Source organism: Methanomassiliicoccales archaeon LGM-RCC1 (genome assembly GCA_030168575.1).
In the GTDB taxonomy this organism is placed as follows: domain Archaea; phylum Thermoplasmatota; class Thermoplasmata; order Methanomassiliicoccales; family Methanomethylophilaceae; genus Methanoprimaticola.
Genome location: CP115555.1, coordinates 1,170,694 through 1,195,749, shown reverse-complemented (window position 1 = coordinate 1,195,749; position 25,056 = coordinate 1,170,694). Strand labels below are relative to the sequence as shown.

The 25,056-nt window shown below is 53.1% G+C and carries 28 protein-coding genes, 1 tRNA gene and 1 pseudogene; 13 read left to right on the top strand and 17 right to left on the bottom strand.

What is annotated here, in order from left to right:
- The first annotated feature begins 8 nt into the window (after positions 1-8).
- Both PED39_06110 and PED39_06105 read left to right on the top strand, forming a co-directional pair.
- A complete protein-coding gene (locus tag PED39_06110) occupies positions 9-431 on the top strand; it encodes a hypothetical protein (GenBank protein ID WII07162.1) in 423 nt (140 codons plus the stop codon).
- A 54-nt stretch (positions 432-485) separates the two neighbouring features.
- A tRNA-Ala gene (locus tag PED39_06105) sits at positions 486-560 on the top strand.
- 44 nt (positions 561-604) lie between these two features.
- Here the strand turns inward: PED39_06105 and PED39_06100 are convergent.
- The 3 genes from PED39_06100 to PED39_06090 all read right to left on the bottom strand — a co-directional run bounded on the left by PED39_06100 (position 605) and on the right by PED39_06090 (position 3,193).
- On the bottom strand, positions 605-1,513 hold the full coding sequence (locus PED39_06100; protein WII08386.1) for an NAD(P)-dependent oxidoreductase: 909 nt from the start codon (positions 1,511-1,513) through the stop codon (positions 605-607).
- Between the two features lie 239 nt (positions 1,514-1,752).
- On the bottom strand, positions 1,753-2,352 hold the full coding sequence (locus PED39_06095; GenBank protein WII07161.1) for a hypothetical protein: 600 nt from the start codon (positions 2,350-2,352) through the stop codon (positions 1,753-1,755).
- 247 nt (positions 2,353-2,599) lie between these two features.
- Positions 2,600-3,193 (bottom strand): hypothetical protein, encoded by a 594-nt coding sequence (locus tag PED39_06090; GenBank protein WII07160.1) that lies wholly within the window; start codon positions 3,191-3,193, stop codon positions 2,600-2,602.
- A gap of 247 nt (positions 3,194-3,440) precedes the next feature.
- Between PED39_06090 and PED39_06085 the strand changes: the two genes are divergently transcribed.
- On the top strand, positions 3,441-4,385 hold the full coding sequence (locus PED39_06085) for an asparagine synthase-related protein (GenBank protein ID WII07159.1): 945 nt from the start codon (positions 3,441-3,443) through the stop codon (positions 4,383-4,385).
- 63 nt (positions 4,386-4,448) lie between these two features.
- Positions 4,449-4,835, top strand: a complete 387-nt coding sequence (locus tag PED39_06080; GenBank protein ID WII07158.1) for a hypothetical protein — start codon at positions 4,449-4,451, stop codon at positions 4,833-4,835.
- 22 nt (positions 4,836-4,857) lie between these two features.
- Here the strand turns inward: PED39_06080 and PED39_06075 are convergent, their stop codons facing one another.
- A complete protein-coding gene (locus PED39_06075) occupies positions 4,858-5,412 on the bottom strand; it encodes a GTPase (protein ID WII07157.1) in 555 nt (184 codons plus the stop codon).
- Between the two features lie 9 nt (positions 5,413-5,421).
- Positions 5,422-7,038: a methylamine methyltransferase corrinoid protein reductive activase gene (locus tag PED39_06070; protein WII07156.1), complete on the bottom strand. Its 1,617-nt coding sequence runs from the start codon at positions 7,036-7,038 to the stop codon at positions 5,422-5,424.
- Between the two features lie 270 nt (positions 7,039-7,308).
- Between PED39_06070 and PED39_06065 the strand changes: the two genes are divergently transcribed.
- The 6 genes from PED39_06065 to PED39_06040 all read left to right on the top strand — a co-directional run bounded on the left by PED39_06065 (position 7,309) and on the right by PED39_06040 (position 14,090).
- Positions 7,309-8,088 carry a cobalamin-dependent protein gene (locus tag PED39_06065; protein WII07155.1) on the top strand — a complete coding sequence of 260 codons (780 nt, stop codon included), beginning with the start codon at positions 7,309-7,311 and terminating at the stop codon, positions 8,086-8,088.
- A 5-nt stretch (positions 8,089-8,093) separates the two neighbouring features.
- The gene (locus PED39_06060) at positions 8,094-9,485 is read left to right on the top strand and encodes a methanol--corrinoid methyltransferase (GenBank protein WII07154.1); all 1,392 of its coding nucleotides are present in this window, start codon (positions 8,094-8,096) and stop codon (positions 9,483-9,485) included.
- A 68-nt stretch (positions 9,486-9,553) separates the two neighbouring features.
- Entirely contained in the window at positions 9,554-10,039 is a 486-nt protein-coding gene (locus PED39_06055) for a hypothetical protein (GenBank protein ID WII07153.1), read from the top strand.
- 126 nt (positions 10,040-10,165) lie between these two features.
- Positions 10,166-12,781, top strand: a complete 2,616-nt coding sequence (locus tag PED39_06050; protein WII07152.1) for a PEP-utilizing enzyme — start codon at positions 10,166-10,168, stop codon at positions 12,779-12,781.
- Complete coding sequence (locus tag PED39_06045; GenBank protein WII07151.1) at positions 12,778-13,647, top strand: hypothetical protein; 870 nt, start codon at positions 12,778-12,780, stop codon at positions 13,645-13,647. Before PED39_06050 ends, PED39_06045 begins: the two co-directional genes overlap by 4 nt.
- Positions 13,648-13,751: 104 nt before the next feature.
- On the top strand, positions 13,752-14,090 hold the full coding sequence (locus PED39_06040) for a hypothetical protein (GenBank protein WII07150.1): 339 nt from the start codon (positions 13,752-13,754) through the stop codon (positions 14,088-14,090).
- Positions 14,091-14,092: 2 nt separating this feature from the next.
- Here the strand turns inward: PED39_06040 and PED39_06035 are convergent, their stop codons facing one another.
- The 8 genes from PED39_06035 to PED39_06000 all read right to left on the bottom strand — a co-directional run bounded on the left by PED39_06035 (position 14,093) and on the right by PED39_06000 (position 19,442).
- A complete protein-coding gene (locus PED39_06035; GenBank protein WII07149.1) occupies positions 14,093-14,494 on the bottom strand; it encodes a hypothetical protein in 402 nt (133 codons plus the stop codon).
- Positions 14,495-14,549: 55 nt separating this feature from the next.
- Positions 14,550-14,687: a hypothetical protein gene (locus PED39_06030; protein ID WII07148.1), complete on the bottom strand. Its 138-nt coding sequence runs from the start codon at positions 14,685-14,687 to the stop codon at positions 14,550-14,552.
- 43 nt (positions 14,688-14,730) lie between these two features.
- Positions 14,731-15,228 (bottom strand): regulator of amino acid metabolism, contains ACT domain protein, encoded by a 498-nt coding sequence (locus PED39_06025; protein WII07147.1) that lies wholly within the window; start codon positions 15,226-15,228, stop codon positions 14,731-14,733.
- Positions 15,229-15,350: 122 nt separating this feature from the next.
- Positions 15,351-16,718 (bottom strand): hypothetical protein, encoded by a 1,368-nt coding sequence (locus PED39_06020; protein WII07146.1) that lies wholly within the window; start codon positions 16,716-16,718, stop codon positions 15,351-15,353.
- Between the two features lie 28 nt (positions 16,719-16,746).
- Entirely contained in the window at positions 16,747-17,385 is a 639-nt protein-coding gene (upp, locus tag PED39_06015; GenBank protein ID WII07145.1) for a uracil phosphoribosyltransferase, read from the bottom strand.
- Positions 17,386-17,511: 126 nt separating this feature from the next.
- Entirely contained in the window at positions 17,512-18,135 is a 624-nt protein-coding gene (locus tag PED39_06010) for a hypothetical protein (protein WII07144.1), read from the bottom strand.
- Complete coding sequence (locus tag PED39_06005) at positions 18,128-18,709, bottom strand: deoxynucleoside kinase (protein ID WII07143.1); 582 nt, start codon at positions 18,707-18,709, stop codon at positions 18,128-18,130. The genes PED39_06010 and PED39_06005 overlap by 8 nt, the downstream gene beginning before the upstream one ends.
- A gap of 4 nt (positions 18,710-18,713) precedes the next feature.
- Positions 18,714-19,442, bottom strand: coding sequence for a hypothetical protein (locus PED39_06000; GenBank protein WII07142.1), 729 nt, complete (start codon positions 19,440-19,442; stop codon positions 18,714-18,716).
- 114 nt (positions 19,443-19,556) lie between these two features.
- Between PED39_06000 and PED39_05995 the strand changes: the two genes are divergently transcribed.
- Both PED39_05995 and PED39_05990 read left to right on the top strand, forming a co-directional pair.
- Positions 19,557-20,387: a geranylgeranylglycerol-phosphate geranylgeranyltransferase gene (locus tag PED39_05995; GenBank protein ID WII07141.1), complete on the top strand. Its 831-nt coding sequence runs from the start codon at positions 19,557-19,559 to the stop codon at positions 20,385-20,387.
- A 4-nt stretch (positions 20,388-20,391) separates the two neighbouring features.
- The gene (locus PED39_05990; protein ID WII07140.1) at positions 20,392-20,757 is read left to right on the top strand and encodes a type II toxin-antitoxin system PemK/MazF family toxin; all 366 of its coding nucleotides are present in this window, start codon (positions 20,392-20,394) and stop codon (positions 20,755-20,757) included.
- On the opposite strand, the pseudogene PED39_05985 reads toward PED39_05990, so the two are convergent.
- Positions 20,758-21,222 (bottom strand): annotated as a pseudogene (locus PED39_05985) (hypothetical protein). It lies immediately after the preceding gene.
- Between the two features lie 18 nt (positions 21,223-21,240).
- Entirely contained in the window at positions 21,241-22,437 is a 1,197-nt protein-coding gene (locus PED39_05980) for a Na/Pi symporter (protein ID WII07139.1), read from the bottom strand.
- 157 nt (positions 22,438-22,594) lie between these two features.
- Between PED39_05980 and PED39_05975 the strand changes: the two genes are divergently transcribed.
- On the top strand, positions 22,595-23,716 hold the full coding sequence (locus PED39_05975) for an SLC13 family permease (protein WII07138.1): 1,122 nt from the start codon (positions 22,595-22,597) through the stop codon (positions 23,714-23,716).
- Positions 23,717-23,720: 4 nt separating this feature from the next.
- Here the strand turns inward: PED39_05975 and PED39_05970 are convergent, their stop codons facing one another.
- Positions 23,721-24,491, bottom strand: coding sequence for a YqaJ viral recombinase family protein (locus PED39_05970; GenBank protein ID WII07137.1), 771 nt, complete (start codon positions 24,489-24,491; stop codon positions 23,721-23,723).
- 51 nt (positions 24,492-24,542) lie between these two features.
- Positions 24,543-25,055, bottom strand: coding sequence for a GNAT family N-acetyltransferase (locus tag PED39_05965; protein ID WII07136.1), 513 nt, complete (start codon positions 25,053-25,055; stop codon positions 24,543-24,545).
- Position 25,056 lies beyond the last annotated feature (1 nt).

The window sequence follows — 25,056 nt, the reverse complement described above, 5'->3', positions numbered from 1 at the left end:
AGCATCACATGGGCGAGGAGTACACATACAGATGCAGTTCCTGCGGACACGAGATCGCGCTCCAGATAGGGGACTACAACTGCAAGGGCTGGGGTGACAGGAAGTCATACGGCGAGATCATGGGCTGCAAATACGGCAAGAAAGCAAAGGATGCCCTTTCCGCTCATCCGCACTGCCTGTTCCACTTCCGCACCGATGTCTTCACATGCGGCTGCGGCTACACCAAGAGCTACGATTCCCTGTTGATCCATGACAATGATATCCTTGAACCGGAGGTCTACTTCTCCACACCGCACAGATGCCCCAGGTGCAAGAAGTACATGCAGGTCCTTGAGGACTTTCCGGACACTATCCGCTGCCACAGGTGCGGTGATGAAATGGAGAAGGACTGGCGCAGCCTTTTCAGATGGGCCCAGCCTTCATCTGAATAAGACCAAAGTTTTTATCTCAGTCCCCTCTACGGAGGCTTACCGGGATTTCTCAATGGGCAAGTAGATCAGCCCGGTTAGATCGCTTCGTTCGCAACGAAGAGGCCGCGAGTTCGAATCTCGCCTTGTCCACTCATTATTCCATCAAAAGTGACCCGCAAAGGTTATTCGAGTGATCAGGCCAGTCTGTGGGGGATCTCCTTCCCTTCGTTGTGCAGTTTCATGCTGAGAAGGCAGTTGGACACCATGTCCCTGACAGCTGTGCGGTAATAGAATGCCATGTGCTGCGTGTAGATGACATTGGGCATGTTCCTCAGGATATCGATGTAGTGTCCTTCCAGATCCTTGCCCCTGCAGTCGTTGTAATACAGACCGAGCTCGTTCTCCACAACGTCCAGTGCAGCACAGGAGACCTGTCCCGAGTCCAGAGCGTCGATGAGGGCCTTGGTATCGACGAGCCCGCCTCTTGCGGTGTTGACGAACACAACGCCCTTCTTCATTTTGGCGAAAGCCTCTGCATCCAGGATATGGTATGTCTTCTCGTTCAGCTCCATATGCATCGAGATGACGTCGCAGGTCCTTAGAAGCTCATCCATGCTGATGAACTCTGCGTACCTGTCGGCCTCTGCCTTCCTGCTGCGGTTGCAGTAATACAGCTTGCATCCGAAGCCTGTCAGGTCCCTCATGACGGCAAGGCCGATCTTTCCGGCTCCGATGATTCCGACGTTCATATCCTTGAGCTGCTCGGCCAGAAGGCAGTTGAGCCTGAAGTCGTTGCCCATGGTCTTGATCATGACCTCCTTCATCCTGCGGACGCCCATCAGGATGTCCATGACGGTGAATTCCGCCACCCCGTCGGAATCGTAGGTGATGTTGGTCACCACCATGCCGATCTCCTTTGCATGGGCTATATCGATGTGGTCGAACCCGATGCACCTTGTGCCTATCATCTTGATCCCCAGCTCCTTGAACCTGTCCAGCATCGGCGCTGTGACCGGTGTCGTGAGGATGGAGACGTAATCGTATCCGGCTGCAAGGTCCACGATCTCAGGGACCAGCGTATCCGAGGTGCAGTCCCATTCTATGCCGAGTTTTTCAGTGAATTCGCTGAAGAACCCCTATTCATCGTATGTCCTGCAGTCGTAGACGAATACCTTCATGATTGACCGGGTGGATAGTTGTGGACTTACGATAAAAAGATTGATGTAAGTGGTCCCGTGACACAGGATGGATGACCAAGGACAATCTAGATTCAATTCAGGTCGTCGAGACCCCCTACAAATCCAACCTCTTGCAGAAGATCTATCGTATCATCTGAGGTAGATCACTGATCAGACTTGTAACGCATCCCTTCCACCGGGACCAACGTAACCTTGCACCGACACCCCAGGCAGAACGGAGGGAATTTGGAGTCCTTGCTTCCGAATTCGAATTCTTTCCCATCCCAGAATTTGCAGATGGAACAATCGTTCTGGAAACATGATATCACATATCTTGGCCTCCAATCCTCGAAGGTTCCCTGTATCTGTGCTGCCTCCCTCATCTTCTTCACGATCCTGCTGCGCGTCAGGATGGTCTGTATGGCTTTGATCTCCAAGGGATCGGCGGTGAAGTACTTGATGAAGAAATCATTAGGACCGTACTCGCTGCGGCACAGCCTGATCGCCATGTCCTTCGCGTGACGAACCCTATCTTCGCACTGAGCATCATAGAGATAACGGCAGTCATCGGCTTCGATTATGTCTGCCTCCGACTCCAGAAACAATGGCGCGTCTAGTGGATTGTGACGTTCGTACTCTTCCAGATAATGATTGTAATCCAGTTTGCATTCCAATGGGACGTGGTCCTTTTCCGAAGTAACGGGCGCCTTTCCGGAACGAAATATGTGGCCCCGCAGTTTGGTTAGATGGGAATCCTTTCCCATGAAATTTCCTCTGCATCGGTAGATAAGGAGTTGTCAGCAATCATTCCGATTTAGGGAAAAGTTAGGCGAAATTCTATTAAAAAATTGTACCACGTTTTCGTTGTTTTGAAAGTGATGACTACATATTGGACGTATTATCCAGTATAGTCTTATTGTTCATATTTGACGATGTGATGATTGTGATAGAATCCTATGAAGAAGGATAGAGACATGAGAAAAATGGGTAAAGGGTTTGGAGAGGGTACGCTCACTGGTGAGCGATACCCGTCCAGGTGAACCAGCATGCCTTGAAGATCGGTACGCCCTCGATGTTGTTGGCGATGAACTTCTTCATGAAGATCATGGACACGATTCCAAGAGCGATGATGTCGATCGCCAGGAGGATGAATACGATCATTCCGGGCGTGGACAATCCCAATGCAGGGTTCGCGGTGAAGATCAAAGCTGCTGTAGCCATGAGGCTTATTCCGGAAACCACTGTCATGAGAGGCTCGATGAGAGCAACGATTCCGACCGCAAGAGTGACGAAGGTCATAGCGAAGATCGCGGTCTGGTTGTTCATTCCGACCCTGAGGATGGTCTTGTCGAAGTGCTCGAAGTCCACGGGGATCGCGAAAAGCGCGACGATCGTGATGGCAAGAGCACATACGGACAGAATGATCGCGAAACTGCGTCCCTTGGGGTCGTACTCTCCCTCAGCCTTGGGCTTGTCCTTCTTCCTTGTCGCAGGAGGCATGGGCATGTACGGAGGCATGTTGGGATTCATGTTGGGATTCATGTTAGGATTCATAGGAGGCGCCTGGTACGGCCTGTTGGGATCGTAGGCGCCGATGCGCTCCACGGGCTCCTGCTGGTGTGTACCGACGGCCTCTTTGAGATTGGCACCGCAGTTAGCACAGGTGTCACTCTCTTCAGGATTGTTATAGCCGCATTTTCCGCAGAATGTGATGTTAATCCCCTCTTTTACTTTACGGCAGATAATTTTCTAAAGATATATAATTCCCCCCGCAATCTTTAGATATCTCGCAACATCCAGATATCGCCTCGAACAGGCTCATTATAATAAGCTCGACGCATTCCGTACACTCATGTGGGACGGATTGAGGGATTCTCTCGTTGAGGTAATCAAGGAAGCCTCAGAAGGCCAAAGGGTGGGCATCGCATGCTCCGGAGGATTGGATTCCGGATTGGTCTCCGCTCTCTCCAAGCAGTATGCTGAATCCGTCACGCTCTATACTTGCGGTACAGCCAACGCCTTCGACGTGTCCATGGCCAAGGACCTCTCCAAGAGGCTCAATCTGCCCTTCGTCCACGCTCAGATATCCAAATCGACCATCGTGGACCTGATCAAGGAATTCATCACCGCCACCGGCGTTTCGGATCCGTTCACCATCTCCTACGAATTGCAGCTCTTCTGCGTCTGCAAGGAGGCCGAGGAGGAGATCATCATCACCGGCCAGGGGGCGGACGAATACTTCATGGGTTGTGCGAAATACGTAGGTCAGACCAGGGAGGAATTCGAGCTTCTGAAGGATGCTGGAGTGGAGAGGCTCATGAACGTCTCCGTCCCTTGCGAGAAGGCGATCGCAGATTACTTCGGAAAGACGCTCATCTACCCCTATCTTGACGACCGTGTGCTCTCCGAGATATCGAAGATCGATCCGGAGACGCTCATTCCCGAGGACATGGACTCCAGGAAGCAGGTGCTGAAGGACGTGGCCAGCGACCTCAGGTACGGGTTCCTGGCGGACAGGAAGAAGAAGTCCTCTCAGTACGGCTCAGGCACCACCGATCTGGTCCGTGCGGTCGCACGCGAGAGAGGGGTTGGGTACGCCAACCTGATCTCCATCCTCTATGACGAAGTCGTCTACGGCAGCAAGCAGTCCGAAAGGGGTGCTGTCGTGAACGCTAGGATCGACCCGATAATCAAGCTCAAGGCCGAAAAGATTCTCATGGAGAAGGGCCTATCACCCTCAGAGGCCATAGAGAAGTTCTACCTGGATGTAATCAAGGAGAACGAGAAAGAGGACTAAAACCCTTAAAAATTCTGAGAAACCGACGATAAAGGTTATCAACGAGGGGGAAATCTTACCATCATGGATTTCTGCCCCAGATGCGGAAGGTACCTCAAGGATGATGAATTCCAGTGTCCCGAATGCGGGAATATGGTTCGTCAGATCCCTCACGATGACGTTCGTCCGGACGGCTTCCAGCCAAATGGCAACGAGAACGTCACAGTTACCTCCGGGAAGGACATAGTGAAAGCCATATTCGACAAATACTTCTTCATAGCGATGGCCATCGGATTCGTCGCGATGTTCGCCGTCACCTACATGTGGGGATTCCACTTCATTCTATTCTGCATACCGCTCTTCTTCCCGATGGGGAGGATGAGCATAGGTCCGGGGCTTCTGGCGGGGATGACCGTCGGAAGCTTGACGGCCATCCTCTGGAAGATGTATATGGTCAGCGCGACAGTGTGAAATCGTAGAGCTTGTCCATTCCCTAGCCGGTCTTCGCGGACACCGCTTCGACAGGCTTGTCGGGGAAGTTCTCCGCGAACCACTTCCTGATGTGCTCCACCTGACCTGGCTGCGCCAGATCCACCTTGTTGATCAGGACCAGGTCGGAGCCCGACATCTGCATCTTGTAGAACGCTTCCTTCTTCTCCAGGAGGGAATCGAACCTCTCCACGTCGGCCAGCCCTATGATTGAACAGGTCTCCTCGTCTATCATGGCCGTGTGCACGAACTGCTTCACCTTGTGAGGAAGCGCCAAACCCGTGGGCTCTATTATCAGGATCTCGGGGTCGATGTCCCTCTTGATGTTCCTCAGAGTCGCCTGAAGGGTACCAACCAACGTACAGCAGATGCACCCCTCGGGCAGCTCCGTTGCGCTGTATCCCTCGGCCTTGATGGTCGCACCGTCCACTCCGACCTCGCCCGATTCGTTGACGATGATCGCGGTCTTCATCCCCTTGTCCACATAGACCTTCGCCAGGCTGAGCAGCATGGTGGTCTTCCCGCTTCCTAGGAATCCTCCGATTATGAACACGTGCATCTGATCGCCTCAGAAGGTGAGCTTGAGGTTATCGTACTTGTAGACCTTCTCCGGACAGCTGAACTGACACCTGTAGCAGGCGGTTCCAAGGCAGTTCTTAGTCTTGACGACGATCTCCTTGTCATCGGTGACGGTGAGAGCGTGCTCGGGGCACTCCTTCTCGCACTTCTTGCATCCTATGCAGCCTTCCATGTGGCCGCGTAGCTCGGTACCGATGTCGTGGAGGATGAACAATCCCCTGTCTCCCAGATCGGGGATGTCACGCTGCACCATTCTGTGGACGGTGGGGGTTCCCTTCGGCTTGGGGAGCTCCTGGATACCGGCGATGGCATTGTTCCTGTTGTACATCTCCATGCCCATTCCCTCGTCGCAGACGGCGAGCTCCTGAGTGTAGATCTGCTCGAAGATCGGGTCCCCGGCGAACATGACATGGTTGGCGCGGATTCCGTTGGCGATATCCTGGAGGGTGTCCAGAAGCTCGGGGTCCCTGAGGATATCGGTGGCCATGGCCAGCGAGGTGTTTCCATACTGATAGATGGTGTTGCATGACGGCGGAAGGAGTCCGACCTCCCTCGCCTTCACGGCATCCACATAGGTTCCGGAGGCTCCGGCCATGTACATGATGTTGAGGTCGCTGAACTTGATTCCCGCGTGCTCAAGGAGGGTGAAGTGTCCTGCCCTCATGGCACCGATGGCCTTCATAGCCTCTGAGATGTCATGGGAGTCGATGTAGATGCCATCCTGGAGATGCATCTTACCGTCGGAGGTGGTGAGCTTTCCCTTCCTCCAGATGTGGCAATCCAAGGCTGCTGCGACGGCTGCGATGACTCCGGTTCCGGTGATACCGATGGCCTTTCCGCTCATCGGACCCTCTTCCTTGACCGTCTCCAGCGCGAAATCGCACCTGTCTCCGTTCTCGGGGATTATGTCGTCATTGAGGACCTTACAGATGTATTGGAAATCATACTCCAGATCGGATATCGCCCCAGGTCCTGCGAGCATACCGCATTTGATGGACTGCCCCTCCATGGCCGGTCCCGCAGCAGCGGATCCGGTATAGATGTCGTCGCCGATCTTCAGCGCCATCTCGGCGTTGGTTCCGTAATCGGTGACCAGACAGTTCTCCTTCTGCTCTAGGAATCCGCTCTTGTACATCATAGCTAGGGCGTCGGCTCCGATCTCGTGCCTGATCGCAGGAGGGACGCATAGCTCGCATCCGTCCTTGACATTCAGTCCGACATCGACCGCTGAGAACACTCCCGCATCCCTCTTCTGTGCGACGATCCCTCTGGCCTTGTGAGCATTCTCTCCGGCGAAAGCGAGGTCATCCACAGGGATTCCTTGGAATAATGATAATTGGATAGGGTTACCGCAGATGCTGACCCTCTCTACCTGTTTGAGATCCACACCGAGCGTAGCGATCAGTTTGTTGACCGTATCCATCAATATCTTGTGGGCCGTGTCGGTTCCTGCATTGATGCAGAAAGTGAGATGGTCCATGATGTTGGCTCCGGGCAGCGGATGGCATTCCGTGACCGAAGTGGACAGGATCTTTCCGGTGGAGAGGTCTACTGCGTGGCCCCTCGTTCCGCTGGTACCGATATCCAAAGAAATTCCGTAGCTCATCTTATCTCCTTCTGGCCGTTTCCGGCCCTACTATTTTGATAATCTTCTTCATGTGATATAAAACCAGATAACATTGGATGGATAGAAATGATGAGTGCTCAATTTTTTTGTTGTTTTAGTCAATAATATATAAAGATACTATCCATAGTTTATATACTTCGGTAGGATTAACCATCCATCCATCCAACTCGTTATATAGGTACTATACACATCCAACTAACTGTAGGAAGTTGGGCAAGCAGCTTCCGAAAAATAATAGGAGGAAAAAGAATGATTGATTATAGCAAAGTCGACTTCTCGAAGATCCTCAAGCGCTACGATGTTGAGGCTCAGAACGAGACAACACCTGAGGCAGTCGCCAAGGCTATGCTCCCTAAGGACCCTGTCCTGTACAAGGTAGCTGACTGCGTCCTTTACATGAAATTCAAGGACGTCGGACCTGCAGTCGCAGAGGCGCTGAAGACGAAAGATGCATTAGATATAATCAACAACGGACTGGTAGTTGGAATGGAGTGTGTCGCGAAACTGTACGCAGAGCACATCTACTACCTGCCCGAGATTATGATGGCAGCAAAGACAATGGAGATCGGAATCGCACTCGCAGAGAAGCAGACCCCCGGTGGAAGGTCCACCAAGGGAACTGTCGTCATGCATGCGGCCGAGGGAGACCCCCACGACATTGGAAAGAACATCGCTGCTGTTATGATGAGGTCGTCCGGATACACAGTCATTGACATGGGTAAGGATGTGGCTGTAGACGACGTCGTTGCCAAGGTGAAGGAAGTCAAACCCTTCATGGTCACCGGTACCGCACTTATGACCACTACTATGACCGCATTCCCGCGCGCAGCAGCAAAGCTCGTCGCAGCAGGCATCAACATCCCGTTCATGGCTGCTGGTGGAGCAGTTAACAGGGACTTCTCCGAGTCATTCGACTTGGGAATCTACTCTGAGAAGGCACCTCAGACTCCCCCGATCGCTGACAAGGTCCTCGAGGGATACGACTGGAAGAAGATCAGGGAAGAGTGGGACCACATTGTAGGAGCGTGAGTAAAATGGCAAAGTACACAAAGATGGCATACGACAGTGCAGAAGAGATGGTATTCGGACACGCAAAGGAGCCCATTTCCTACGGATTCGGAATCAAGGTCGGAGCCGGCAGAGTCATACCCGAGCTCAACTACGGACCCAGGCCCGGATCTGAGGCTTCGCCCGAGAAACTCAAGAAGGAGTACGTTGACTACATCTCGAAGGATGTCCTCAACAGGTGTGTAACACTCGGATTCCCCGACGTCCAGCTGGAGACCGAGTGGATCTCCCAGATGGGAGACCCCAAGATGTCGACTCCCGTCGTAGAGGGACAGAAGGCAATCTGTGAGAAGTTCCACGAGGAGTACGGAATCAACTGTGCAGTAAGGCAGACCATCCCTGACCAGCGTGAGGCTGAGGAGGGATACAGGCCCGGAATGGGCGGAAAGCACAGCTACCCCGAGCACCTGTTCGGATGCGCGGAAGTCGCATGTGAGAATGGAGCAGACGTCCTGTCCTGTGAGACTCTCGGAGGAAAGGAGTTGGGAGACTACGCGACCACCAACGGAGATATCGTCGCATTCCTCTTCGGAATCGGATACCTCGGATCCATCGATATGGAGTACGTGTGGAAGGAGTTCGTCAACATCGCAAAGAAGAACAAGACCGTGGCAGGAGGAGACACCAACTGTTCCGGAGCGAACACCTCGATGTTCATGGCCGGCGGAATGCTGGACCAGGATGTCCAGAGGACCTACTCTGCGGTTACCCGTGCCATCTCGGCAGCAAGGACCCTTGTTGCATGGGAGCAGGGAGCATCCGGACCTGACAAGGACTGCGGTTACGAGGGACCTATCTGTAAGGCCATCGCCGGAAAGCCCTGTGCTCAGGAGGGAAAGAACTGTCAGTGCGCACACGCTGATCTTCAGGGTAACCTGATGGCTCAGGTCTGCGACCTGTGGTCCAACGAGTCCATCGAGTACCACCCCGAGTTCGGAGGAACCTCAGTCCAGTGCTGGATGGGATCCCTCGGATACGAGGTCGCTCTGATGAACACCGCTATCCAGACCGGAAAGCAGAAGGAACTCAGGGACCTGTACATGATCACCGACAGGGAGAGAGGACCTGAGGGACACATCCTCGCATACGACAATGCCTACGATATCGGAAAGGCGATCGTCTCTGAGGGTAACAACTACTACCTCAGGGCAAAGGCAGCCGGACTCAAGGCCGCAGAGCTCATCAAGGCCCACAACGACGCCAAAGAGCTCCAGCTCACCAGGAAGCAGAGGGAAGTCCTCGAGGGAATCATCAAGGACCTCTCCGCACTGCCTGACGACGAGGACAAGTTCTTCGAGTACTGCTGCAAGAAATACGCAGACGTACCCAACTTCGACCTGAAGAACTACGGACTCTGATTTGTAAAACCTTAAACTAAAGCCCGGCAGTGATGCCGGGCAACACCAATTTTCGGAGGTTGTGCTTCATGTCAGAATTCAAGCCAATAGACCCGACAGCATGCGGACTCCTGTTCGTCGCTGCGATCTCATTCCCTCTGGCGCTGTCATGCTTCGTCGAGACAGTCATCCCCGCAGAGCTGTTCATGCTCATCGGTGCGATGATCATGCTCGTGGCAGTCGCTGCTTGGAGAGCGGAGAGCGCGTTCGGATTCACGGTGTTCCTGTTGGTCGGTGCAGCTGTGTTCGCCACCGGATATGGAATAGACTCTTGGGGAAGTGTAGGTTTCGGGATAATCTTCCTCTTCTGCATCATCTGGTCGATCATGGCGAAAACACCAAGACTGTTGACCCTGTTGCTAATAACCACTGCGTTCGTCTTCCTGCTCGCAGGACTGAACGGAATCATAGGCGGACTGACCACCATACTCGGAGTAGTCGCCGCGCTGAACTTCCTGTTCAACTTCTACCTCGGAATGTCGTTGGCAACCGAGGGAAAGATCCCTGCGTTCTAAGCAAAAAGGCATTTATTCCTTCTTAGGGCCCGAAAGGGCCCACCCTTGTTCTAATTAAATAATATACGTTGATTGTCGAATATATGAACCGATAATGCCTTTATTGTAATCCATATTCGTCAATTGATGACAACAGATAGTCCTCGCCCTGTCGTACCCCTGGATTCATCCGACCTAGACATAAGCTTGGTCGGAGGAAAAGGAATCAATATCGCAAAGATGATATCCAGCGGATTCAGCGTACCGCCTGCGCTCTCCGTGACCGTGGATGCATACGAGATGTTCCTCGACCTCACAGGTCTCAGATCCAAGATAGCAGAGGTACTCGAATCGACGGACTTCGATGATGAAGAATCGCTGGAATCCTCCTCGGAGAAGATACGCAACATGTTCTTCGAAGCGGACCTTCCAGAGCAGGAGATCGACATCCTCAAGAAGAACTTCTTCAGCCTTGACGGGGAGTACTTCGCAGTCAGATCCTCAGCAGTGGCCGAGGATCTTGCGGATGCGAGTTTCGCAGGACAACAGGACACCTATCTGAACGTGAGAAAGCATGACATCATCCAGATGGTCCTGAAATGCTGGACCTCCTACTGGAATGCTAGGGCTATGAAGTACAGGCACGACGCCTCCAAGAATCACTTGGAACAGGGAATGGCGATTGTCGTACAGAGAATGGTCAAATCAGACATCAGCGGAGTCATGTTCACATCAGATCCCGTCACAGGAGAAGGACACATCATCATAGAGGCGTCATGGGGACTCGGAGAATCGATAGTATCTGGACTCGTCACCCCGGACAGATACATACTTTCATACGACGGGGAGGTCGTCGACTGCACCGTCAACACCAAGCAGCAGGGATTCTACCTCATAGGAGGAGAGAACAAGCTGATCGACATCGACGAGGACAAGAGGGACGTACGCTGTGCGAACGACAAGATCCTAAAAGCGATAGCGGACGAGGGACTGAAACTCAGAAACCACTTCGGATGCCCCCAGGACATCGAGTGGGCTGTGGAGGACGGCAAGGTGTACATCCTGCAGTCCAGGGCCATTACGACGCTTCCCGACATGGCCGAGAAGGACGACATCCTATGGTCAAGGGGATACGGAGACGAATATTGGGCGGATGCAACGACACCAATGTTCTACACTGTCATGGGGAAACTGCTCACCGATTACGTGAACCATGAGGGCGCCCACATGATGGGATACAAGGACCTCGAGTCCGGGCCACTCACGAAACTGCACAAGTCAAGGGTATATTTCTCCGCGGTCGTGCTGGAGAGGATCTTCGCCCACTATCCGAAGCTGATCCGTTCCAGGGAGCTTCTCGAGTATTTCCCCCGCTCCGAGCAGGAGAGGATCTCGAAGTACCCCAACGATATACTCGGTATGGTCAAGTCACAGCTCTGCCTGCTCATCCGCGACAGAGACGGAATGATCTGGAAGACCGACAAGGTCTACAGGGAATGGGCTAAGGGATTCCTGAAGCTATGCGAGGAATTCGATGCTCTGGACCTCACTAAGCTCGAGGACAAGGAACTGGCCGATTGGTATTACAAGATCCGCAAGGGATCGACCAAGCACTATCAGCTGATCCGTTACGGAATGGTATCCCATTCGATCATGACCAACCTTCTGGTCAAGAACTGGTGCGTCAAATGGATGAACGATGACGGTTCCATCTATGCCGGGCTCATGTCCGGACTGGAGGACAACAAGACCATCGAGACCAACAAGGGATTCTCCGACCTGGGAGTCGCCCTCAGGAATGACCCCGATGTCAGGAAGAAGGCTGAGAGCATGGCTCCGGCCGAGTTCGTGACCTGGCTTCAGACATCCGATGCACCGTTCAAGGACGTGTACAACAAGTTCATCAAGGACTTCGGCCACAGGTCAGGTACGAGGGAACTCAACGCTCTCAGGTGGGCGGAGGATCCCGACTACGTAATGGGAATCGCGCTGCAGATGGCCGCTGGAGATGTGGATCTCAGGGAAGAGTTCAAGAACGGTGTCAAGCGCAGGGAGGATACCGAGACTGACATCAAGAAGAGGCTCGGATTCTTCAGAAGGAAGCTCATCATGACCGTCCTGAAGTACGCCCGCACTTACCTCATATTCAGGGAAAACCAGAGGTTCTACCTCGACCACATGATGTACAGGAACAGGCTAATCTTCCTGGAGCAGGGAAGGAGGATGGCGGAGAAGGGACTCATCGACGACAGGGAGGACATATTCTTCCTGGAGGACACCGAGGCCATCGACATCCTCAACGGAAAGAACATCGGCGACATCAAGGCGCTGATCGCCCCCAGGAAGGCAGAGTTCATGAAGTACCGCGACAGGCTCCCACCGAAGTTCCTGCTCAACGGAGTGGACTTCGACGACGACCCCATCTCCCACGGAGACGTGCTCGTTGGTGCTGCGTCCAGTCCCGGAAGCTACCGCGGAAAGGTGCGCATCATCATGGACGTAAGGGACCTCGGAGAGGTCGAGAAGGGAGAGATCCTGGTCACCAGCAACACCGACCCCGGATGGACGGTCGTGTTCTCCAAGCTCGGAGGACTCATCACCGAGACCGGAGGAATCCTATGCCATGGGGCAGTCATCTCCAGGGAATACAGGATCCCTGCCGTCACCGCGGTCAAATCAGCTTCAACCACCCTCCACACCGGAGACCTAGTGCTGGTCGACGGTACGAAAGGAGAGGTCACCATATTGGAGGAATCGAAATGAGCACAGAACTTGATTGGAACGAGAGCTATTACTTCAACTTCTTCGACAAGAAGGAGGGCCTTACAGCTTTCATGCGCATAGGCAACAAGCCCAACAGGAACGAGAAATCCGTCTTCCTTTTCGTGATGAACAGGAACGGCGTGTTTGGCCTCAGGAACACCGAGCCCTGCGACGAGAACAAGAAGTTGTGCTCATGCCTCAAATTCGATGAGAAGGACGGCGCATGGAGGATCACGTTCAACGGCCCTCTGTTCGACATGTCCAAAGAGCCCGTTCCCATCATGTCCTCACTGGACATCTGCTGGAATCCCGTCAACCCCGTCATGGACTACCATGACTGTGTAGATGAGAAGGGTGCGACCATGTCCGCCAACACCGCTTCGGAGCACTTCGAGCAGTTCGGTGTCGCCACTGGAAAGATCGTCATTGGAGACTACTCCTGCCAGGTGGATGCCACCGGCGAGAGGGACAAGAGCGAAGGTGTCCGCGACTGGGGCTCACCGAAGATGTGGCTTTGGCTGAACTCCGTGTACGACAAGGACCTCGGATGGAACGCCACCAAGCTCTCCACCCAGATGGGCGATGTCGATGCTGGATTCGTAGGTACCAAGGATTCCAACGATCCCGTCATCAAGATCGATGTCGAATTGGAATACAACGGAAACCTGCCCGCCGGATACACGATGAAGATGACCGGAAAGAGCGGAAAGACCTATGATGTGAGGGCGAAGATCCTGAAGCACGCTCAGCTCCCGATGCAGGGCAGCAAGGATATGATGCTCATCGAGACCATCTCGGAGACTGTCATGGACGGTCGCACCGGATACGGAATCGCCGAGTTCCTGGTTCCCGCCCAGAGACAGTGAAACTACGGGGCCAGAGCCCCGTTTTCCTATCTTGAAACCCCTTATGATTCATTCTCACACCGAATAGCATTATAATGCTGCATCCTCATTCGAAACCGATTCACATGACTGACTGCAAAGTATGCGTGGATGCCGGCGTATGCAAGATGAAGACGATCATAACAGCCACCACCGACGAGATGGGGATGGTCAAGCTCGACATCAAGAGCGACTGCCCCGACATCCTGAAGATGTCATGGAGACTCGAATCCTTCAGCCCCTATTCGGAGGTCGAAGCAGAATTCTACAAATCAGAGGTATACAAGCTCGCTCAGGAGACCCCGATACCTCACACAGCATGTCCCGTGCCTTCGGCCATGGTCAAGGCCATAGAGGTCGCTGGGGATCTAGGTCTCAAACGCGACGTGACCATCAGGTTCATCGACGACGATTCAGAAGCCTGATCTCATATCTGTAGCTTGGTGCAGAGAGGCACCTGCCGGCATGCCTGGGCGCAGTAGTACACTTGGATGTTTTTCCCCTTGTACTTCTCCATGAGAAGGTTCCACCCCACTACAGGGATATCCCCCGCAATGATCAGGTTCAGCTTCTTCCCATCGGCGAGCTTTCTGTCGATGTAGTCCCCAAGTTCCCTAGCGAAGGTTATGTTCTCGTCCGAGAGGAAATCACGGTCGACCTTCACGATGTTCGTGTCGGGCTCCTGTTTCCTGAGCTCGTTAAGGACCACTTCGAGCAGCCCTTCCATACCTTCGACCACTAGGCCTGCCAAGGCCATGTTATCCTTGTTCGAGATGAAATCAGCTACATTCAGACGGGGATCTGACTGAGGAGGACAAGCGTTAACCATAAAGATCGGAATCAAAATCGGTAAAGAAGTTTATAACATCTGGCAAGAGGAAAAGTCACTTCATCTTCTTCTTCAGCTTTGCAATCTTCTTCTTTGCTTCGCCGTCACCGGCTGCGGCCTGTTTCTCCAACTCGGCCAGCTCTGCCTTCTTGGCCTGCTGCTTCTTCTCCAACTGCTTCTTGGACATCGGCATATGAAATCGCCTGAATCCTAAATGGACTGAAAGAACAAATATCTTACTTGATCAGGACGCTGGACACACCGCGGCAGTTCTTCAGGAGCATGATGACGTTCTCATGAAGCTTTCCGTCGACTACCAACTGGAGCGTGGATCTGTCCCTCTCACCATCGTCGCTGATCATCGCCTGTCTGAGCGTGATTCCGGAGTTGTAAAGGACGGTGGTGACATCTGCTATGATTCCGGGGACCCTCGCGTCCGTAGGGATGATAACGATGGCGGAGCATCCGATCTCGTCAGCCATATCCACCATGGACAGCATCGGCTGGAGCTTAGAGAAAATACGGTCCAGTTCCGGTGTTGCGGAGATGTGCTCGAGCGTTGTCCTGACCACTCTCCTGTCAACCTCGCACGCACGTGCGATACCAGCATCGGTCTGCTCGATGTCACCGCAATATGCGACACCTTTCGTCACCCTGATCCCATACTCCAGCAGCTTCTTGGCCACCTTGCGCTGGGACGGATACCTCTTGAGCAGTACGGTTATCTGGTCCATGGTCCGGTATTAGAATCGTAGATATTAAACGATGTTCCTATTCGAACAATATTACCTATTTGAATGAATTACTGCATAAAAATGAACAATTAAAAGAGAGGGGATGATCCCCTCGTTTGTCCTCAAGCTTCTTCGAGCTCGGGGTTCATGAGATGGTTCTTCATGACGATATTGGTGATGATACCGACGATCAGCGCAGGGGCCAGCGAATCGATGACAACTCCTCCGCCGAAATCGAAGTACAATCCTCCGAGACCGCAGATGAAGACCGCTGCGACAACGTACAGGTTCCTGGGGTCCATGAGCTCCACACCGGACAGCATCCTGAGACCCGATACGGAGATGAATCCGTACAGTGCGATACAGGTGGATCCGATGACACACCAGGGCAGGGTCTCGACGAACACCACGATGGGGTAGATGAATGCCACGACGATACAGATGAATGCTGTCAGCAGGATGGTCTTGGTAGATGCATTCTTGGACAGTGCGACACAGCCGATCGATTCACCATAGGTGGTGTTGGGGACACCTCCGAAGATAGCTCCGACGAACGATCCCACTCCGTCTCCCACAAGGGTCCTGTGAAGTCCGGGATCGGCGAACAGGTTCCTCTTGAGGATCGAACTGATGTTCTTGTGGTCCCCGAGGTGCTCCGTGAACACGACGAATGCGGTAACGAAGTATGCGACGATGATGGTTACAATCTTCGACATATCTACGGCAGAGAGATCCTGTCCCAAGAGTCCGACGAAGGTCAGCTGGGGGATCCAGTTGTTGAAGTCCCCGATCTTCTCGAACGGCGAGAAGTCGATGAGCTGAAGGTCCTGGATGCCGGTCGCCATTCCGATTCCTGTCAGAATCAGGGCAGCAACGTATCCGACTGCGATTCCGACGATGAAGGGATACATCCTGATGGAGCTCCTTGCCCTCACTGAGGTGTATGCGATCACCATGAAGGCGAACAGACCAAGGATAATTGCGAACATGTTGTATGACGCGGTCGGCAATGCGGAGTTGTACTCGTTGTACATCACATAGGTCATGGCGGTTCCTGCGAGGAAGAATCCGATCAATGCCACAGTGGGTCCGATGACGATCGGAGGCAGGTACTTGTTGATCCACCTGATTCCTCCGGCCAGAACGATTACGGCGATGAGGACGTAGACCAGGCATGCGACCAATGCTCCGATTATGAGACCGAAGAACCCGCATCCGATGGCCATGAACAGCGGACCGATGAATGCGAAACTGCTTCCTAGGAAGACAGGGCTCTTGAACTGCGTGAACAGGAGGTACACGATCGTACCGAATCCCGCTCCGATGAGGGCGGAAGCCATGTTCAGGTACTCGCCTGTGGGGTCCACGATGAGCGGTACGAGTATGGTGGCCGCACTGATGGCGAGGAACTGCTGCAGAGCGCATACCAAGTTCTCCTTGAACGGAGGCTTGTCCCCCACATCATATTTCATTCCATTTTCTTCAGACATGTTATCTTCTCACTAATGAGTTTGTGAATCATTTGGTTCCGAAGATCCTGTCTCCGGCATCCCCCAAACCTGGGAGGATGTATGCGTTCTCATTGAGCTCCCTGTCCATGGTGGAGATATAGACCTCCACGTCGGGATGGTCCTTGTGGACCCTCTCCGCTCCTGTTGGGGCAGCTATGATGGACAGCAGCTTGATCTTCTTGCATCCGTGCTTCTTCAGCATGGTGATGGCCTCGGATGCGCTGCCTCCTGTTGCGAGCATCGGGTCGGTGACGATGACCACCTTCTCCTCGATGCGGTCCGGAAGCTTGCAGTAATATTCGATAGGTTGGTGCGTCTCCTCGTCCCTATAAAGGCCGATATGCCCGACCTTTGCCGAGGGGAAGATGTTCAGGATGCCTTCTACCATGCCCAATCCGGCACGGAGGATGGGGATGACTGCGATGCAGTCGTCCTTGACAACCGTCTGCTTGCATTTCTCCAAGGGCGTCTGAACCTCGATCTCCATTGTTGGAACGTCCCTGAAGCTCTCGTAGACCATCAGGGTAGCGATCTCGGTGATCAGATCCCTAAAATCCTTGTGACCAGTATTGACATCCCTGAGCATCGCCACCTTATGGCGTATCAGGGGATGGTCCAGGACATGAATGTTCGGGCAAAAATCCATCGAACTCACTTCTCTGGGAATATTGTATGGTCGTATCAGTTAAAACTGATTCGTTTAACATACGACAATAATGTGATTTTTAGCAAGATAATGGTCATTGTTGCCCACTAGAATGATGCCCTTGATTCAGAGCAACAGGAAGAAAATGAGATACGTTATGACGAATCCCACAAGCGCTCCGCCCACCAATTGGAGAGGAGTGTGCTTCTTCAGGAAGTAACGGCTCCACATGATCGGGGGCAGAAGGAGTATGTACAACGCCCCGTAAGGCCAGAATGCTGCGGCCAATCCCATGGATGGTCCGATGACACCGCATGCATGCACGCTGATCTTCCAGAACGGGGTGATGAATGCTATCGCAAGAGTGACTAGAACGTAACAGATCATGAGCACGGTGGCGAGCCATGGCGCCCCCAGCAAGTATAGCAGAACGACGCCTATCGAATAGCCGATTATTCCCGCGATCAGAGGCCACATCCTGTCCTCCTTCCTCTCCACATCGAGCTTGTCCGCATTGCCGTACTTCTTCGAGAAGAACACTATGACCGAGATCGGGATGACCACGGCCGAGAGAACTGAAGCGATTGATGCTAGGATGCCTGTCGTTGAATCCTCTGAATAGGACATGCATATGGCGATGAACGGGATTATGGCCAGGAATGGCGGCTGGCCTATGGTGGAGATGACCTTCGCTATCTTCTCGGTCTTGGGAGATATTGTTCCCTCGAAGCGATGCGTCGGATCATGCATTCTTACGGACCTCCTTCAGAACCTTCATCGTCTGTTCCTTGGTCTGCTCAGGTGTCCCGGAGTTGTCGATCTTGATCCAACTGTCGGTTATGAGGGACATCCTGTGGCGTGTCTTCTCCAGCTTCTCCTCGGTCTCGAAGGTCTCAATCTCCTCGCCCCTCTCGTAGATCCTCTGGAGAGCGATCTTGGGCTCTATGTCCACATAGATCTTCACCTCGGGAACGGGAAGGATCATCTCTATGACCTTGTAGATTGGTCTGCAAAGGAATTCGGGCAGATAAGCAGCGGCGAGGCTGTACCTGACGAAGATTATGTCATCGTACTCCTTTCCATGCTTCCTCTTGAATCTGAGCGAATGCAGCACATCGAAGATGTAGTATGTGGTGGAGATCAGAACGGCGACCTTGCTGTCCTTGAGAAGGTACTTGGATGCTGTGCGCCCGTATGACGTCTCACTGTTGGGATGGGTAATCTCCAGGACCTTACGTCCCTCCGACACCAGCTGCTCCCTTATGAAATCGGAAGAGGTGGTCTTTCCGGACCCATCCATACCGTCAACAACGAACCATGTCATCCGATCACAATCCCAACAGAATCATGACGGCCGTGACGGCCATGCAGTTGACGATGTTGTCCACCCATCCGGGAGTGAAAGTCTCTGTGATCGATACGACGGCGCCTGCTATCAGACAGCACGCCCACATGGGGATCGATGCCGCTAGCTTTATTCCGGTCGGATCTGGCAGAGGCATGAAGCCCAGGAAAACGATCAGGACCATGGAAACGATGGCCGTGACGAGCAGGACTGCGAGCGTTCCCTCCAGCGATTTGCCGTTGACGGTCTTGTGCTTTCCGTACTTCTTACCTATGATGCTTCCGAATCCGTCTCCCCAGGTCATCGCCACTATGCCTATGGACGCTGCGGTCCAATGCTCGTTGAAGCATAATGCGACGAGGATGACGATGCTGACCACATACAAGAACAATCCAGGTGTGTGGCCTTTGTTCTTCGATATGTCTCCGAGAGCGGAGTTAGAAATCGCATTATTCTTGAGCATCGCGAAGAAGAGAATGATCGCGAAGGGCACTGCGAAGAATGCCTCCATCACCCAAGCGTTCTCGAACATCCACCAGATGAACACGAAATTACCGATTCCGATGTGGATGATCTTGCGTATGTCGTACTTGTCTCCGGTCTTCTTCTGGGTGAGAAGAGCGACGGCCAATACGGCTACAATCAGTGCGTAGACCAGCACAAGGGCAACGATATCGTTGCTCGAGATCTGAAAAAGGTCTTCGATGCCCATGTGCCATACACCTGATGCTTAACGGTATAAATGACTTAGAGATAAAGGTATGTCCGTCGGATGACGATTTATCTCCACCAATCGAATTTATAGCCCTTCGATGATTGCTGTAGCATGAACAAGTACCTTCGGCTGTTCAGGCTCGGCAACACACTGATCGGCTCGTTCGCGATCCTCATCGCGGCATTCATGGCTGCCGGTACAGGTATGATCGATTACTGGCAGAACCTCGTCATAGGTTTCGCTGTGGTGTTCACATTCATAGCTGGAGGAAACTCACTCAACGACTTCATCGATGTAGAGATTGACAAGACAGCGCATCCTGACCGCCCGGTGCCGTCAGGTGAGCTCACACCGATACAGGCCAGGAACATCGGAATCGTTATGCTGGTCCTATCAGCAGTGCTGTCGCTCCTTACTGTGGATATCCCGAGCATCGCCATCGTCATCATAGCGGTCATCCTGATGGCCTCCTACGAGCTCTTCCTCAAGCAGAGGGGATTCATAGGGAACCTGACCATCGCCGTGATGACCGGAATGGTCTTCCTTCTCGCAGGAGCCCTCGTCGGCGACTACACATCCAACATCGCAGTTGCGGGAATGGCGACCCTGGTCTCGGTAGGAAGGGAGATCTCCAAGGACATCGAGGACATGGAATCCGATATCGGAAGGAAGACCCTCCCCATGAGCATCGGAGTCAGGAACGCATCGATAGTCGCTTCGCTTTTCTACCTAGCTGGTCCAATCCTCAGCTGGTATCCGATCTACCTCGATCCGGCCAACTACCTGTACTACAGCGTTATCCTCGCGGACATCGCGTTCTTCTACTGCGCATACAAGGTGTTCTCGGACCCCCACGCAGCGGAGAAGAAGGCCAAGATCGGTATGCTGTTCGGACTCCTGGCGTTCATCCTGAGCGCCATCTACTACAGCTTCCTCGCGTGATAGGATGAAGCTCAAGCAGGACACCTCCGACCCGAAGGCTATGGAGGTGTGGAACGCCAAGGTCGATTTCGATAACATGTCCGGCGCGAAGAACCGTCCGGTCATCGTCCTGGCGAAGAAGGGCGATGCGTACACGGTCTTCATGGTCACATCCCACGGCCATCATCCGGAGACAGACATCAAGCTGGTGAATCCGTACGAGGTCATGCTGGACAAGACCTCGACGGTCAGGACGGATAGGACTTTCAATGTCCCCAAAAGCAGGTTCAATTACAAGCTCGGAGACCTGACGCCGGACGACTGCGAGATGGTGGAGATGTTCTACGGTCGTGTGAAGAACGGCAAGCGCATCAATACGCCATACGTCTAATCAGGCATACAGCCTGATGACCTTTCCCATGTTGATAAGATGGTCCGCAACCCTCTCTGAATCTGAGGTCATCGCAAGGAACTCCGAACCGACATCCAGAGTGCATATCCCCTCATTGAGCCTCTTGACATGGTTCTCGGCCATCTCCGCAGTGACGATGTCGATGTGCTCCTCGATGTCATAGGCGGCTTCGAGGGCGATCTCGTTGGTCTCTGTGTAGGCCATCTCGATCTTGTCATACAGCTGATCGATGAGGGCCTCCACGTTCATGGTCTCCTCGAGTGCGGTCTCCGAGAATGAAACGTTCATATCCTTCATCTTCTGGGCGTACTCCATGATGTTCTTGGAATAATCTCCGATACGCTCGAGGTCGGATATGGTGTGATACACTGTGGAGATGTAGATCTGATCCCTCTCGTTCAGCCTGTTCTCGGACAGTTTGACGAGGAATCTGGCGATCTCCTTGTTGAGGAAATTGAGCTCCTATTCATTCTGGCAGAACTTCTCAACGTTATCGAAGTCCATCGTGCGGATCATGTGGCATGCAAAACGGTAGTTCTCCATGGCGATGGAGGACATGTTCAGGACCTCCTTCTTGACCTGCTGGACTGCGATTGGGGGATTCCTGAGCATGTACGCGTTCAAGTAGTGCAGGCGGGGTACGAATTCCGTTTCGACCTTCTCGCCACCGATCTTCTCGGGAACAATCCTCATGACGAGCCTGATGAGCGCATTGGTCAGCGGCAGCATGATGACCACTGTGATCACGTTGAACACCGTATGGAACATGGCCAGCTGGGTGGACGGCACTCCGGGGAACAGGGACTCGAAGATTCCTGCATAACCGTATCCGAACAATCCGATGACCATGCCCAATATGACGAAGATGACCACTCCGAACACGTTGAACAGAAGGTGGATCGCCGCAGTACGCTTCGCGTTCAATCCGCCGGAGAATCCGGCGATCATCGCCACGACACAAGAACCGATATTCGATCCGAGGGTCAGGTAGATTCCCTGCTCGAGGTCGATCAGACCGGTGACGACCATGGTGATGGCCAGAGTGGTGACAACCGACGAACTCTGGACCAGTGCAGTCAGGAGAATTCCGATCAGAAGCAAGACGAAGATGTTCTCGATGCCGGCAAGGAAATCGACTACCTCGGGGAGCTGCGAGAACTCCTCCATGGATGTTGCCATCATGGTCAAACCGACGAACAGCAGACCGAAACCGGTCAGAACCCCTGCCCAGATCTTAGTAGACTCTTTCTTAGAGAACGAGTATGCGAACGCTCCGATACCTGCTATCGCAGAGAAGATGACTGCAAGGGAGATCGTCTCCCCGCCGAACATTCCCATGGCGGCGATCTGAGCCGTTATGGTGGTACCGATGTTCGCTCCGTAGATGATAGTGGCAGCAAGCGGCAGGGTCATAATCCCCGCGTTTACGAATCCGATGACCATGACGGTCATGGCTCCGGAGCTCTGGATGGCAGCCGTACCAACGGTACCGATCCCTACTCCGTAAAGCTTGCTCTTGGAGGCCTTGGTGAACATATTCTTGAGCTTGCCACTGCTCAGCGACTCGAGATTCGAACTGAGCATCATGCACGCGGTTAGGAAAACACCGATACCTGCGAGCAGTGTCAAAATGGCCGTTGTGACAATGATAGCGTCCAAGAAAAGCCTCCATTCTTGCCTTGCTTGAAAAGGCGTATTCTTTTTACATTAAAAAGGGCAACCCCCTACCATCGCATTGGCCATCCTCTTCCATCTGCTAAACACGTACGACTCTGCCATCGACAATGTTATAACCGCTGGCCTGCGTTCCCGTCTCATGGATATCATAAGCTTCGTCAAGAAGGACTACCTTCTCATGATATCCGCGGCCCTAGCGTTCATCTCTCTGTTGATAGTTCCGTTTGACACCGTTCTGACCTATGACTACATGAGGATAGTCGAGACGATCTGCACCCTTCTGATGTTCCTGCTGATCGTTGCGGGGCTGAAGGAATGCAACGTCCTGAACAAATTGGCACAGAAGATGCTCAGTGACGTGAAATCCACGAGGATGCTCTGTATCGCCCTGATCCTGATGCCCTTCTTCTGCGCAATGCTGTTCTCGAACGACGTGGCGTTGCTCACATTCGTCCCGTTGGCCATAGCGATCCTCAGCATGGCTGATATGAAGAGGGCCACCATCGGAGTACTGGTCCTCCAGACTGTGGCGGCCAACGTGGGCAGCTTCCTCACCCCGTTCGGGAATCCCCACAACCTTTACATCTTCAATCTGAAAGACGCCTACGGCTTCACGCTTTGGGATTATGAAATGGTTCTCATCCCCATAGTCGCAATGGGTACTGTGATGTTTCTGGCGATGACGCTGATGATGAGGAACAAACCTCTGAAATTCGGAATGGATCAGGAAATCAACATCAAGAACAAGACCACGGTGTTCATCATCCTGGCGCTGTTCATCCTGGCGATAATCACGGTCATCGACTTTATCCCGTTCTACGTCACCGTGCTGATCATAATCGTAGCATTCCTGATCATGATGCCCGGGATCTTCAAGAAAGTCAATTACAGCATCCTGCTGATCTTCTTCTTCCTGTTCGTCTTCGCCAGCGGACTCACCAACATGGAATACGTGCATTCTCTGCTGACAGGGCTCATGGACTGGGATCCCATGTTGACGACCGTCATAACGTCGCAGTTCACAAGCAATGTGCCTTCTACCATTCTGCTTCAGCCGTTCACCGACGATTGGGCGGCGGTTCTGATAGGTGCGGATATAGGAGGATTCGGAACCCCCATAGCATCCATGGCCAGCATCATTACCCTGAAGCTGTATCTCCAGGAGAAGGATTCCTCTGTAAGGAACTATCTGAAGGTCTTCCTCATCGTGAACATAACGATGCTGGCGGTGCTGATCCCGACCTATTACATCTTCGTCTGAGGGATCATCTTCTGGGCTTGTAGGCCTTGAGGTACTTCAGAACTTCTTCATCCTTGTCTGTCCACTCCGGGGTGTATCCGCCCTTGATGTACTCGTTGTACCAATCCTCGCACTGCTTCATGTAGTCGGTCATATCGAGTTTGGGGACGCATATGACCTTCGTGTTGTCCGGATTGGGAACCCACTGCTTGGGACGATCGTAGTCCTTCTCTTCAAGGAATCCAACCAGGAAAAGGATCCTGTCCAGATTGGAGAGCTCGGCATAGAGGGAAGCCTGCAGCATGTAGGTCATCGGGATATTGGAGTAACCTCCCTGATCGTCCTTCCACTTCTCCATATCGTGGGAGGTCTTGATCTCCAGTATTGTGTCCCTGACGCCGTCGACCTGTATGTATCCGTCTACAAGCCCGCCGAAGACCTTCTCGTTATGGAAGTGATCGTAGCCGCATTGCTCCTTGGGAACGGGTTCCTCGACTCCGACCTTCTGTTCCTCCGAGAGGCCCAACGCCTCCCTCATGAGCGACGGCTTGGCCGCGAGATAATCCCTGAGGACCGGTTCCAGGATGTTGCCGGCATCGATGTACTTGTTCGGCTTGTCTCCGGGATAGAGGCCGGCCAATTCGCAGGCCACCTTGAAGGGTGTGGAGAACTCGCTCATTCCAAGTATCGGACCGACCTTGGTGCCGGTGATCTTCTTGAACCTGTAGATATCGAAGATTACATTCTTCTCCTCGTCGTCTATCTCGACGATGCTTGCCCTTCCATCGAATGCCATGCGTGCGGAATCCTGATGGGGGTTAATGATACTATGCCCAGGAATTATAGGTCAGGCCCTTCCGTTGTGGATGTCCTCGTAGAGGGTCACGACCTTGACCATCTCCTCTTCGCTGAGCGTTCCCTGGATGAACATGGCGTCGAACCAGACATCGTCCGAGAGGAGCTTGATACCGGTCTCGGTGCAGCCGTTGCGGATGTAGTAGTTCTGGCGCCTTACCCTCATGATGTAATCCTCGGCCCCGCTGTCCTTGGGTTCCGTCACCAGGAACGACCTCTTGTCCTGATACCTCTGACGGAAATCCTTGAGGATCTGTGCTCCGTATCCCTGTCCGCGTACCTCGGGAACTGTTGCGAAATAGATGAAGAACAGCTTGTCCCCGTCGATGAAACCGAAAATGAATCCGATGAACCTGCCCTCATCGCTGTAGGCGTCGAGGAAGGCCCCCTTCCCCATCGCACGGTGTATGTTCTCCAGAGGGACCCTCTCCGCATCGGAGAATGCGGTCTTGTAAAGATCGAGGATCGGCCCGTCCATGAATGCCATTCTCTCGCTTCTGAGCATA